General features: G+C 37.5%; 11 protein-coding genes, 4 tRNA genes and 1 pseudogene. 10 read left to right on the top strand and 6 right to left on the bottom strand.

All coding sequences use genetic code 11. The annotated features are described in order from the left end of the window. The first annotated feature begins 92 nt into the window (after positions 1–92). The 4 genes from ACPF64_RS01805 (at position 93) to ACPF64_RS01790 (ending at position 1,086) form a co-directional block, all read left to right on the top strand. Positions 93–183, top strand: a tRNA-Ser gene (locus ACPF64_RS01805). Between the two features lie 9 nt (positions 184–192). Further along, a tRNA-Arg gene (locus tag ACPF64_RS01800) sits at positions 193–269 on the top strand. Positions 270–308: 39 nt separating this feature from the next. Further along, positions 309–385 (top strand) — tRNA-Arg (locus ACPF64_RS01795). A gap of 107 nt (positions 386–492) precedes the next feature. Continuing rightward, on the top strand, positions 493–1,086 hold the full coding sequence (locus ACPF64_RS01790) for an HAD-IB family hydrolase (RefSeq protein ID WP_151744413.1): 594 nt from the start codon (positions 493–495) through the stop codon (positions 1,084–1,086). A gap of 69 nt (positions 1,087–1,155) precedes the next feature. Here ACPF64_RS01790 and ACPF64_RS01785 read toward each other — a convergent pair whose 3' ends face one another. Then, entirely contained in the window at positions 1,156–3,408 is a 2,253-nt protein-coding gene (locus ACPF64_RS01785) for a beta strand repeat-containing protein (protein WP_426455388.1), read from the bottom strand. 339 nt (positions 3,409–3,747) lie between these two features. On the opposite strand from ACPF64_RS01785, the pseudogene ACPF64_RS01780 reads away from it, so the two are divergent. Continuing rightward, positions 3,748–3,846: pseudogene (locus ACPF64_RS01780) on the top strand (hypothetical protein); the annotation flags it as partial. 141 nt (positions 3,847–3,987) lie between these two features. Then, positions 3,988–4,064 (top strand) — tRNA-Arg (locus ACPF64_RS01775). Between the two features lie 114 nt (positions 4,065–4,178). On the opposite strand, the gene ACPF64_RS01770 is transcribed toward ACPF64_RS01775, so the two are convergent. Then, positions 4,179–4,871, bottom strand: a complete 693-nt coding sequence (locus tag ACPF64_RS01770; RefSeq protein WP_426455386.1) for a nitroreductase family protein — start codon at positions 4,869–4,871, stop codon at positions 4,179–4,181. Positions 4,872–5,093: 222 nt separating this feature from the next. Here ACPF64_RS01770 and ACPF64_RS01765 point away from each other — a divergent pair, with 222 nt between their 5' ends. Beyond that, positions 5,094–5,591, top strand: a complete 498-nt coding sequence (locus tag ACPF64_RS01765; RefSeq protein WP_198496971.1) for a YcxB family protein — start codon at positions 5,094–5,096, stop codon at positions 5,589–5,591. A 39-nt stretch (positions 5,592–5,630) separates the two neighbouring features. Beyond that, positions 5,631–6,272 (top strand): fumarylacetoacetate hydrolase family protein, encoded by a 642-nt coding sequence (locus tag ACPF64_RS01760; RefSeq protein ID WP_416660479.1) that lies wholly within the window; start codon positions 5,631–5,633, stop codon positions 6,270–6,272. A 108-nt stretch (positions 6,273–6,380) separates the two neighbouring features. Here ACPF64_RS01760 and ACPF64_RS01755 read toward each other — a convergent pair whose 3' ends face one another. Beyond that, positions 6,381–7,628: a YihY family inner membrane protein gene (locus tag ACPF64_RS01755; protein WP_045125985.1), complete on the bottom strand. Its 1,248-nt coding sequence runs from the start codon at positions 7,626–7,628 to the stop codon at positions 6,381–6,383. A gap of 360 nt (positions 7,629–7,988) precedes the next feature. Between ACPF64_RS01755 and wrbA the strand changes: the two genes are divergently transcribed. Beyond that, on the top strand, positions 7,989–8,597 hold the full coding sequence (wrbA, locus tag ACPF64_RS01750) for an NAD(P)H:quinone oxidoreductase (protein WP_005038513.1): 609 nt from the start codon (positions 7,989–7,991) through the stop codon (positions 8,595–8,597). Between the two features lie 49 nt (positions 8,598–8,646). On the opposite strand, the gene ACPF64_RS01745 is transcribed toward wrbA, so the two are convergent. The 3 genes from ACPF64_RS01745 to ACPF64_RS01735 all read right to left on the bottom strand — a co-directional run bounded on the left by ACPF64_RS01745 (position 8,647) and on the right by ACPF64_RS01735 (position 10,837). Next, on the bottom strand, positions 8,647–9,222 hold the full coding sequence (locus ACPF64_RS01745; RefSeq protein WP_004639480.1) for a xanthine phosphoribosyltransferase: 576 nt from the start codon (positions 9,220–9,222) through the stop codon (positions 8,647–8,649). Between the two features lie 71 nt (positions 9,223–9,293). Next, the gene (locus tag ACPF64_RS01740; protein ID WP_151744409.1) at positions 9,294–10,007 is read right to left on the bottom strand and encodes a DUF3108 domain-containing protein; all 714 of its coding nucleotides are present in this window, start codon (positions 10,005–10,007) and stop codon (positions 9,294–9,296) included. Positions 10,008–10,165: 158 nt separating this feature from the next. Continuing rightward, positions 10,166–10,837, bottom strand: coding sequence for a hypothetical protein (locus ACPF64_RS01735; protein ID WP_426455381.1), 672 nt, complete (start codon positions 10,835–10,837; stop codon positions 10,166–10,168). 232 nt (positions 10,838–11,069) lie between these two features. Between ACPF64_RS01735 and ACPF64_RS01730 the strand changes: the two genes are divergently transcribed. Beyond that, on the top strand, positions 11,070–11,954 hold the full coding sequence (locus tag ACPF64_RS01730; protein ID WP_426455379.1) for an energy transducer TonB: 885 nt from the start codon (positions 11,070–11,072) through the stop codon (positions 11,952–11,954). Positions 11,955–12,000 lie beyond the last annotated feature (46 nt).

The raw sequence follows: 12,000 nt of genomic DNA, 5'->3' as shown, positions 1-12,000 counted from the left end.
TAAAAAGTAATTCATTGAACTAAAAAACAAGAAAATTTCAGTATGATGACTTGATCAATGTGGTTTTAGTTTGTATTATGGCGGCTCGTTCCGGTGAGGTGGATGAGTGGCTGAAATCACTTCCCTGCTAAGGAAGCATACCTATTACTGGTATCGAGGGTTCGAATCCCTCTCTCACCGCCATTACTTAATGCGCTCATAGCTCAGCTGGATAGAGCACTTGGCTACGAACTAAGGGGTCGGGAGTTCGAATCTCTCTGAGCGCACCAAGTAAAATAGAACGAATCGCTGAAAGGCACACAAGTTACGCGCTCATAGCTCAGCTGGATAGAGCACTTGGCTACGAACTAAGGGGTCGGGAGTTCGAATCTCTCTGAGCGCACCAACTTGAAGAATTAACCGCTTTTATAGCGGTTTTTTTGTGCTTGTTTTTTAGTAATTTTAAAAAAATCTAAATTTATAACTTTTTAATTATATTAGAGATAATCATAAATGAATCTAGCTTTATTTGATTTTGATGGCACGATCACTCACAACGACACATTTAGCTTATTTCTTAAGTTTTCGTTGAATAGAAAAACTCAAATCGTCGGTGGTATCCGACTTGCACCGTATATAGCAGGTTATAAACTTGGTTGGGTAACGGATAAAACTATTCGGACTAAGCTCTGTCAGGTGGGGTATGTAGGCTATGATGCGAATTCCCTAAAATATATGGGACAAGAGTTTGCTAAAAAGGTGCTTCCTACATGCGTTCGTGAAAATGCTTTGGAGCGTATTCTCTGGCATAAAGAGCAAGGTGATCAGATTGTTGTTGTATCTGCATCATTAGGCGTTTATTTAGAAAGTTGGTGCCATTCTTTAGGTTTAGATGTTATATGCAATCAACTTGAAATACATAATGGTATTTTAACAGGTCATTTTATTGATGGTGATTGTGGTTATTTAGAAAAAGTAAATAGAATAAAAAATAAATATGATTTAAGCCAATATTCTACAATTTATGCCTATGGTGATACGCCTAATGATTATGCAATGTTAGAGTTAGCACATAAAAAATATTATAGATGGCAAGAGATTGATTAGTATTAATTAACATTTAAAACTATATTAAGGCAGAAAGCCACTTATAAAAGTGGCTTTCTTTTAATAATATTAAACAGTATGGAAAGAATTATCTAAGAAGTTATCAGTAAGTAATGACTGAGGTACGATAGTATGCGTTGTATTTGTTACGCTAGATACTGTAGAAGTTACTCCACCGAGTAATCCGCCACTCGTTAATCCACCAAGTAAATTAGAAATAACATCTAAACCACTTCCACCCGTAACACCACCAGTTAAGCTACCCACGATATCTGTTACGATACCAATTGGATTGTCACCACCCACACCGCCAGTAACCCCACCAGTTAAGCCACCTAGAAGATCAGTTACTACACCAAGAGGACTGTCACCGCCAGTAACTCCTCCAGTTAAACCACCGAGAAGATCAGTTACTACGCCAAGAGGGCTATCACCACCAACGCTACCAGTTGCGCCACCAATAGTTCCTGTCACTCCGCCAAGGATTTCTGTTAATAAGCCCGTTGCAGTAGAGCCATTAGTAATAAGTGTACCTAGAATGCCAGTCGCTGATTCAGTTGCACCTTGAATATCACCACCGACTAAATCAGATACAACTTCAAGTGCACCATTTACCGTGTCACGAGAAGTTTCGAAAGTTAATGTACCAAGGTCTGCAATTTCAGAAACAGGATGCTCTACTTGTGGAAGAATACCGATAATTGTATCTGCTACTGTATCAATACCAGTGTTGATGATTTCAGTTTTTAAGCTTTCTACACCCTGAAGAATATCAATACCACCCTGAACTACGTCAATCACTGGAGAGATTGGAGAGGTCCCACCACCAATACCGCCAGTTACACCGCCGATAATATCAGTAACAACTTCAAGAGGGTTGCCACTAATGCCGCCAGTTACACCACCGATGATGTCAGTCACGACGTCAAGAGGGTTGCCACCAACGCCGCCAGTTACACCACCGATGATGTCAGTCACGACTTCAAGAGGATTGCCACTAACACCGCCAGTTACACCACCGATGATATCAGTCACGACTTCAAGAGGGTTACCTCCCACACCACCAGTTACACCACCGACTACATCTGTAACACTTCCAACAACACCAGTGATAATACCAGCAGCAGTTGTACCATTAGTGATAAGCGTATCAAGAATACCTGTTGCTGATTCAGTTGCACCTTGAATGTCGCCACCGACTAAGTCAGAAACAGTTTCGAGAGCCCCATTTACAGTGTCACGAGAAGTTTCGAAAGTTAATGTACCAAGGTCTGCAATTTCAGAAACAGGATGTTCAGTTTGTGGAAGTACTCCAATTACTGTCCCTGCAACAGTTTCAATACCAGTGTTGATGATTTCAGTTTTTAAGCTTTCTACACCCTGAAGAATATCAATACCGCCTTGAACTACGTCAATCACTGGAGAGATTGGAGATGTCCCACCACCAATACCGCCCGTTACACCGCCGATAATGTCAGTCACGACTTCAAGAGGGTTACCACCAACGCCGCCAGTTACGCCACCGATGATGTCAGTCACGACTTCAAGAGGGTTGCCACCAACGCCACCTGTTACACCACCGACTACATCTGTAACACTTCCAACAACACCAGTGATAATACCAGCAGCAGTTGTACCATTAGTGATAAGTGTATCAGCAATACCTGTTGCTGAAGTAGTTGCGCCTTGGATGTCACCACCAACTAAATCAGACACAACTTCAAGTGCACCATTTACCGTGTCACGAGAAGTTTCGAAAGTTAATGTACCAAGGTCTGCAATTTCAGAAACAGGATGTTCAGTTTGTGGAAGTACTCCAATTACTGTCCCTGCAACAGTTTCAATGCCAGTGTTGATAATTTCAGTTTTTAGGCTTTCGACACCCTGAAGAATATCGATACCGCCTTGAACCACATCAATGACTGGAGAAATTGGAGATGTGCCACCGCCAATACCGCCAGTCACACCACCAATAATGTCAGTCACGACACCAACTGGGTTGCCGCCAGTAGCACCACCAGTTACGCCACCTATTATATTGGTGATGGTTCCTAATGGATTTGTAGAGCCGACAGTACCTGTTACTGTGCCAAGGACATCAGAAACTAAGCCTGTTGTTGTGTGGGTAACGGTATTAGTTACTGTTGAAAGCACATTAGAAAGTAAACCCGTTGTTGAAACATTTACATTAGAAATTTTTATATCAGAGACGTTTACATTAACAGCGGAGCCTGTGTTTACATTTGTATTTACCGATACAACATTACCCAAGTCTTGAGTAACTTTTGATATCGAAGATACGAGATTTTTTAGTAAGAACATGTTGGTCTATTTCCTATATAATTATGTATTTTTAAGTAAGTATTATTTATTGCGCTACATAATTAATGAGATTTGTATCTCAATAATTGAAATTTAGTATTGGTTAGATCTCAAAAGCTGTCAATGTGTATTTTTAGTCACATTTTTTGATATTAAATAATATTTAATGAAATAATAATTTATTTAATTTAGACGTAAAAATAATAATAGTTTTTATATAATATTTTTTTAAGTAATTATTTTTTTAATCATATTTTCACTCATTTGAAGCATTATCTTAGATAAGTTCTACTCTTGCCTATAATGTTTAAGCTCCTATAGAAATATATTATTTATATAATGTTGACTAAAACAGTAGCCTTTATCTTGTAGGTAGATGGCCAAATGCTTCAAAAAGCCTATAAAACTTATTTGAAAAAAAATATTTCAAATACATCTTAGGTGAGAAAAACATCAATAATTTTAGCTCCCATTTTTTATAAAATAGGGGGTGGCTAAGAACTAGACGGTTGATGACAGAAAGATGAAAAAAGACTTCCTAAGCTTTGAAAAATGCGTATAATGCGCAACATCAAGTACGCGCTCATAGCTCAGCTGGATAGAGCACTTGGCTACGAACTAAGGGGTCGGGAGTTCGAATCTCTCTGAGCGCACCACTTGAAGAATTAACCGCTATTATATAGCGGTTTTTTTGTGTCTGATTTTTATCATCTTTATTAAAAGCCGGTGTTCATAGAAACCAGCTTTGAAAAGAATTAAAGGTGAAAAGATTAACCAAATGTTTTAAAACGGCTTTCATCTTCAATAAAAGCTTTTTCACCTGCTTCGCCTTCGATTGAACCAAATACTAATTGTGCTCTTAATTTCCAGTGAGTAGGAATATTAAAAGCTGCATTAATTTTCTCATCAATGATTGGATTATAGTGTTGCAATGAAGCGCCAATGCCTTGTTCAGCTAAGACGTTCCATACTGCAAATTGTGCAATTGCTGTTGAATGCTCAGACCAGATTGGAAAGTTATCGGCATATAGCTCGAATTGCTCTTGTAGACCTTTAATCACATCTTGGTCTTCAAAAAATAAAACTGTACCTGCGCCTGATGCAAAACTTTGAATTTTCTGTTCAGTTCCAGTTAGGGCTTCTGCCGGAATAATCGTTTTTAATACATCTAGAACTATATTCCAGAAATTTTGGTGTGATTGGTCAAATAAAACCACAACGCGAGAAGATTGGGAGTTAAAGGCAGATGGGCTATGTTTTACAGCCTCTTGAATCAGTTTTTCAATTTCAGTAGGAGAGTGTTTTAAGTTTTTCCCTATTGAATAAATAGAACGGCGTTTTTTAATTAATTCTAAAAAGCTTGGTTCATTGGAAGGATTTGTCTCTTGAGTGGTTTGCGTAACCACATCTTTTGAGACAGTTGCTTTTTGATTTAAGCCAAATAATTTTGCAAAAAAAGACATGAGACATTCCACTAAGAAGGTGATGCTCTTATTGTAGAAATTTTAAAAAGTGAAATAAGCCCAATAAATATGAATCTACGTTCCATATATGCAACGAAAAATATTTTTAATCTAGTTACTAAGGCTACTTTTGAGCAAAACAAAAAATAGCCTTTGATTCATTTTAAAGCTGAAATGAATATGCTCTAATAGTTCCGATTTATTGAGTATCGATGCAGTGCAATGACTGAGCAAAAAACAGCTTTATCTTTACGTTACTATTTGAATTTAGAAGAGTCACAAGATGGATTTTCATTAGTGACATTTGGGAAAAAACAATTTACCCGTTTTCTAACACCTGCGATTAGTATCGCAATTATTATTTGGGGACTTTATTTAGGTTTCTCTGGGGTAGGCCGATATTATGTCGGGTTAGGTGTGTTTTTTCTGGTGATGCAAGGACTGATGCGTTATTGGCTTTTACCTATGTTGTTCAAGCGTCAATTTGTTCGTTACCAGTTTGGAAAGAGCGAGCAGGGAATCGACCTCTATCAAGATTATTTTGAGCTTTATGCCAGCGGTCGTAAACAAGTGATGCAATATTCAGATGTACAAACCTTTGCTAAAGGTAAGCTGACTTACATGCTTGAGCTAAAAAATAAAACTGTAATTATTGTGCCAAAGCGAGCATTTGCACAAGTTTCAGATCAAACTATATTTGAAAATACATTTCAGAAATAAATTATTGGACTTATTAGCCGCAACAACAAAGGAAGCCTCATGAATACACGTCCTTCAAAAATCGTTTGCGTGGGCAGAAGTTATGCCGATCATGTCAAAGAATTAAATAATGCTATGCCTGACAGACCTATATTATTTATTAAACCACCTAGTAGCTTGATTGGTTTAAATGACGGTATTTCATGGAATCCAGCTTGGGGCAGTTGTCATTTTGAGTGTGAATTAGTCTTACGTATTGACCAGCCTTTAAAAGGTGAAACTGACCCTGAAAAAGCATTAAAAGCGATTGGGGCAGTGACTTTAGGTCTTGATTTAACAATGCGTGATTTACAGAATGACCTGAAAACTAAAGGTCACCCATGGGAGCGTGCAAAAGCTTTTGATGGTGCTTGTGTTTTGGCAGACTGGGTCGATTTGAGCGAAATTACAGATTGGCAAGAAACTAAATTCACGTTCCATATTAATGATGAGTTACGTCAAGATGGGAATACTGAACTATTAATGTTTACTATTGGCGATCTATTAGTTGATATTAATCAGGTCTTTTCATTAGAGCCGGGTGATGTGATTATGACAGGCTCACCTGCGGGTGTTGGACCATTACACTCGGGTGATCAGTTGAAGATGACATTAAAGGGTGCAACACAAGATTTTGTGTGGGAAACTTTTGTAAAAGCGTAATTCCATTTACGCTCCTACATATTTTTAACCCTATTATTTTTCAATAATAGGGTTTTTTATGAGCTAAGAATTAGAGTACAACTAATTAAATGAGAAGCTGCTACCAACTTATTTCTCTTCAAGAATTGTGGAGAGGGGAATAGAAAGTTTTGCAGCTAGATAGTCATTAGACTCCACTAAAGCTGGACCAATTTTTTCCATCCATTCATCGTCATCATGCACATTTTGGACATCTTGGCGTAAAGGGAGCGGATATGGAAGAGCAGTAAAAAAGCTCCAGAAGTCGACTTGAGACAAATTACGAACTAAGACATATTCATCTTTATCTGTACGCTTAATCAAATTTTGCTCTTCAAGTAAAAGTACATAAGAGGGCCAGCGCCCAATTTCGCCTCGGCCTAAAATTTCTAAGGCTTCTTTATCACTTACACTTTCACCCAGTTTCTGCTTTTTATAAAACAATTCGAGAATGTCGAGTAGCATTAAAACAGGGTGTCTTTTTTGCACTTTACCCGAATGAAAAGCAGTTAAAGCAAAACTGACTTCTACTCCGAGTAAAATAATATTCCATGAGAGAAAGATCCATAACAGGAAAATAGGCACTGCGGCAAATGCACCGTAGATCAGTTCATAGCTAGTGAAGTTTGACATTACGAAGCTGAATAAGTTTTTGAGTATTTCAAAAAGTGCAGCACTTAAACAGGCCGCTATACCGGCTGCATAAACTGGAACTGTTCGATTCGGAATAGTCCAATACAAAATAAAAAAGCCAACAATAGTCAATACAAACGAGATCATCCAGAGAATGAATGATCCATCAAGTTGATATCCAGCAAAATTATTGCTGAGAATGTTCATGGAGGCGACAGTAGATGAAATGACGAATGCGCTTCCTAAAATAATTGGACCTAAAGAGATGATGGTCCAATAACGCATAAAGCCCATAATGCCACTACGAGTTTCTTTAACTCGCCAAATACGATTAAAGACTGTTTCAATTGATGTGAGCATTAAGACGGTTGTGACGAATAAAAACAGCACACCGATAACAGTTAAGTTGCTGGATTTTTCTGTAAAAGCATTTAGCGCTTTATCAAATGCGATAGTGCTCTTAGGTAAAAAATTACTATAAATTAAATGTTGGAGCTGTTGTCTTGCAGGTTCTAACGCTTTAATTGAAGAAATAATTACTAAAAAAACCGTTAACATCGGCACAACTGCGAATAGAGTTGTGTAAGTGAGAGAGCCAGCTTGTTCGCGGCACCGATCAGCTTCAAAACGCTTAAATACATATAAAACGAATTGAAACCAGGTTTTATTATAAAAAGGAAGCTTACTTAAAAAACGTTGTAACATGCGTCGTCTATCCCGATTTTTTTAATCATCATGTTGGGCGATTAATAGCTTATCAAAGTATGAGCTTAACAACTCAAATCATAGATTAAAGCAAAATAATAACTTATAGAATTAAAGTCGTTCTGTAAGTTTACTATGTGCTATAGAAAAAATTGTAGCCCTAATCTTTTTCAAAAAAGTTGGCTTTCTGTTGTCTGAGGATAAAATTCATCAAAGTGGATAAACCTTTTACCCAACGAATTTGAGAAATTTGCTCGTGTTACCTTTCATGCTACACAATCAATCACCTCTAGAATTTCATAAGATTGGTTTCGCCAAAAAAATAAAAAATACCGTATAGTGTTCTTTTTAACAAAATTTATGAAACCGATGCAACCTTACATTCTTGTACTCTATTACAGTAAATATGGCTCTACAAAAGAAATGGCACATTTAATTGCCAATGGTGTTGAGTCTGCGGGTATGTCAGTGAAAATTCGGACAGTGCCAAATATTGCTCCAGTGGTCACGATAGCTGAGCCAAGCATTCCGGCAGAAGGTGATATCTACTGTACGTTAGATGATCTAGCGAATTGTGCAGGTCTGGCATTAGGCTCCCCAACTCGCTTCGGCAATATGGCAAGTGAAATGAAATATTTTTGGGACCAAACGACTAGTCTTTGGCTCAATGGAGCATTACATAATAAACCTGCTTGTGTTTTTACTTCTTCTGGATCGATGCATGGTGGGCAGGAGAGCACGTTACTCACGATGCTGCCGCCGTTATTTCATCACGGGATGATGATTTTGGGATTACCAAATGCAATTCCGGCTTTATCTAATACTAAAACAGGTGGAACACCGTATGGGGCAACTCATGTAAGCGGCCCCCGCCATGACCAGAACTTAAGTCAGGATGAAAAGATTTTGTGTGAAGCACAAGGTAAGCGTCTAGGTGAGGTTGTTAAGAAGCTTTCAGGGGTACTTTAAAAACAAATAAAAAAAAGAGCGGATATCCGCTCTTTTTCATTTGCACAATTTATTCTTTTACAAAGGTAACTTTACCATCTGTAAGAGAAAGAACACGTGCTAATGACTCAACTCGGTAGCCTTTTTCAAGCAATAAATCACGACCTGATTGGAATGATTTTTCAATCACAATACCTACACCAACAACTTCTGCATTGGCTTGGTGAATTAAATCAATTAGTCCTAATGCTGCTTGACCATTCGCCAAGAAGTCATCAATAACTAATGCTTTATCAGTTGAATGAAGGTGTTTGTTTGAAATCGCAATTGTGCTTTCAGTTTGTTTAGTAAAACTAAATACTTTAGAGCGATATAAGTCATCTTTTAACGTCAATGACTGATATTTACGAGCGAAAATTACAGGTACACCAAGTTCTAAACCTGCCATGATTGCAGGTGCAATACCTGATGCTTCAATGGTAATAATCTTGGTAATCCCTGCATCTTTAAAGCGAGCGGCAAATTCTTTACCAATCTGCTGCATGAGTACAGGATCAATTTGGTGGTTTAAGAAAGCGTCGACTTTCAAGACTTGATCAGATAGAACGATACCTTCTGTTAAGATTTTCTGTTCTAGTGCGTGCACGGGAGAATCCTCTAGACGGATGCTTTTAAAGCAAATGCGTATTTTAAAAAGCATCCGAAAAAATGCAAGCTTTAATTCGTTTTACCCGTATAACTTGTTAATAACAGGCCATAAGAAGTTTTACCATCAACATGGCTAACTTTAACTGGTAAATAGTCCAATTTAGGTGCTAACCAGAAAATAGTATTACGGTCTGGTTTACCATGTTCTAAAACAACTTTTACGGTATCAAAGGTGCCATAAGAGGTTTTAATTTTTTCATTGCCTTGTTTTACAAAACGACGATTTTCAACTTCTTTTGCATCGGCAAGAGGGTATGAAGTTTTAAGTGAACCATTTTTTAAATCTTCACGAACTTGTAATTCTGCATTTAATTCGTCAAGTACACCGGCCTGCCAAGCAAATGAACGAGCTTTATCATCTTTCTTGGTAGAAATAGTTTTGCTGTTTGGATTGAAGTTAATATTCATAGTGTTGTTATGAATCAAAATTTTGCTGGTACGGCTAAAACTTTGAGATCCAATTTTACCATTAGCAAAACTAAATTTACTTGTTTCGCTTGCAGAAGCGATTCCACCTGCTTTTGCAGTGAAATTATAAGTCCAATTATTACCTTGTTGGCTTAAGGCACGTGTCGCCGAACCCATACCTTTATTATTATAAGTAAACTGATAATTTGCCTGAAATGGGCTCATGGCAAGTGCATGGCTTGAGAAACCTGCCAAAAGCAAAGTTGTTGAAATACCTGTTGCGATGCCAAACGATTTCAGAAATTTTGTTGCCATAAGTAAATATCCTTGTACAGACTGAAAAGTCAGTGCTGATGCATCTATAACTTAAACATATTATGCCTGTTGATCATGGAGAAAAAATCAGGATTTATGCTAAATGTGTAATCTATTTGTGTTTTTTGGCAGTTAATTCATTTTTATTCATCACAGCTTTATACATCTTTTTGCTGGATTGGCGTGATTTCAGAATCTTCTAATTCATCTTCATAATCATCGTCCTGATCACGATAAAGCAGAGCTGCTAAATTAACATTTCCAAATACGACTAACTCAGCTTCACGAACTCGTGCGTAATTTACATGTACTTTACCTAGTGTCTCGATGATGCTGGCTTTTTTTCCAAACCAGCGGTTGAGGTCAAGAAATATGAGTTCATCACGTTCTTCTGCTACATTAAAACGTTCAAGAATCATTCCCAAGGGATCTTTTTTCAAGATTTTATGGTAGTAAAAAACTGCAGCTTTTACGGCAATTTTTTGCCAAAAGTTTTTATATTTCGCTTCAATAATTTGTGTATTGCTAATTTGCTCAAAAACTAAAAGCTGTTGTTCTTTATTAAATTCCATCTGAATCAGTTTTAAATCAACTGATAATGTCGTCTCTAGGCCTTTTACATGCATGGTTGCATATAATCTTAACCAGTCATGATAAAGATCAGCATGGAGGTCATCTAAAAACGCAACATTATTGGTGACATAACGTTGTAAAGTCGCATTCAGAAAGGTTTGTGATAACGTAAAATCTCTTTCTTCTTCAATGAATGCTTCAGCTTTTTGGTAGACTTTTTGAAGGCGTCTGACTAATGAGGAAAATAGCGTTTGCATAAAAGAACTTCCAGAAGATAATTTACTTAAGAACCAACACAATCTTTATTATGATAAAAAACGAGTTTTGATATTGCAGTGTAACAAATTTAATTGATACATTTTGACAAAATGAAAATGGATAAAACTCTGTATTTGAAGTGAATCACATTTTTATCCAGATTTGAATATCAGTTTATATTTTATTCGGTATTAAACCGTGGGGATAAGGCATTTATATGCTTTTAAAATTATGTTGAACAAAAGAAGTCTATCGATAGAGCCTTTTTATCATTGGTGGCAAGACCGAGTCTTTATTGTTGCGACAATATTGGCAGTCTTACTGCATATTTTTGTGTTGCTCATTCACTTTGCGATGCCTAGCCCATCAGAGCAATCTACTAAAGAAATTGCAATTTCTATTCGATCAAGCAATGAGCCAGTTCAGCAGGCAGACTTTTTGGCGCAAGCAGACCAGCAAGGTTCTGGTGCATTTCGAGAAGCCCACCGTACCTCTAGTGATACTCCAAATCCTATGCCTAATGATGCTTCAACTGGAGATGCACAGTTAGAAACTTTGCAAAAGGTTCAGCAACAAAGAGAGCTTAAATTTGAAGAAAAAGTCTTAATGACTGTTTTGAGTTGGCAAAAACAAGCTGACGCCAGTCAAAGGAAAAAAGAATTAGAACAATTACAAAGTCAATTTCAGGCAAAAGCTGCGATGGTTGCAAGTCTCGAAGCACAGTATTTACAACGCCAACAGGATTTTAGCCGCCAACAAAAAATAAAAACAGTAGATGGTATTCAGGCGAAAAAAGATGCCTCGGCTGCTTATTTAGATAAGTTCCGTGAGAAAGTGGAGTTGTATGGTAATCGCTATTATCCAGAAGAAGCCAAACTGCAACAGTTGAAAGGCGAAGTTCGTTTAATGGTTATTTTAAATGCACAAGGAGGGATTCGTGCAATTCGGTTGCTGGAGAGCTCAGGGCATTCGGTATTGGATGAAGCTGCAAAGTCTTCAGTACGTCGCGGCGCACCATTTGGACATTTTGATACCAATATGAAAGATATTTCTGAATTGCGTATTGTACGTACTTGGCGTTTCGATCCCGCTCAAGCAGAATTTGAAGTGCATTAATAAAAAATGTGGATAAGTTTTGGCTTATCCACATTGATTTTAGTTC

It is taken from the genome of Acinetobacter sp. KB005 (assembly GCF_049949095.1).
Classification (GTDB): domain Bacteria; phylum Pseudomonadota; class Gammaproteobacteria; order Pseudomonadales; family Moraxellaceae; genus Acinetobacter; species Acinetobacter calcoaceticus.
Note: the sequence above shows the minus strand (reverse complement) of the source record. Positions and strands in the feature narration are given on the sequence as shown.

Excerpts from the sequence above, each read along its gene's own strand:
- ACPF64_RS01765 (WP_198496971.1), top strand. The coding sequence starts at position 5,094 with ATGACTGAGCAAAAAACAGCTTTATCTTTACGTTACTATTTGAATTTA.
- ACPF64_RS01740 (WP_151744409.1), bottom strand. The coding sequence starts at position 10,007 with ATGGCAACAAAATTTCTGAAATCGTTTGGCATCGCAACAGGTATTTCA.
- ACPF64_RS01735 (WP_426455381.1), bottom strand. The coding sequence starts at position 10,837 with ATGCAAACGCTATTTTCCTCATTAGTCAGACGCCTTCAAAAAGTCTAC.
- ACPF64_RS01730 (WP_426455379.1), top strand. The coding sequence starts at position 11,070 with ATGTTGAACAAAAGAAGTCTATCGATAGAGCCTTTTTATCATTGGTGG.
- ACPF64_RS01785 (WP_426455388.1), bottom strand. The coding sequence starts at position 3,408 with ATGTTCTTACTAAAAAATCTCGTATCTTCGATATCAAAAGTTACTCAA.
- wrbA (WP_005038513.1), top strand. The coding sequence starts at position 7,989 with ATGAAACCGATGCAACCTTACATTCTTGTACTCTATTACAGTAAATAT.
- ACPF64_RS01770 (WP_426455386.1), bottom strand. The coding sequence starts at position 4,871 with ATGTCTTTTTTTGCAAAATTATTTGGCTTAAATCAAAAAGCAACTGTC.
- ACPF64_RS01760 (WP_416660479.1), top strand. The coding sequence starts at position 5,631 with ATGAATACACGTCCTTCAAAAATCGTTTGCGTGGGCAGAAGTTATGCC.
- ACPF64_RS01755 (WP_045125985.1), bottom strand. The coding sequence starts at position 7,628 with ATGTTACAACGTTTTTTAAGTAAGCTTCCTTTTTATAATAAAACCTGG.
- ACPF64_RS01790 (WP_151744413.1), top strand. The coding sequence starts at position 493 with ATGAATCTAGCTTTATTTGATTTTGATGGCACGATCACTCACAACGAC.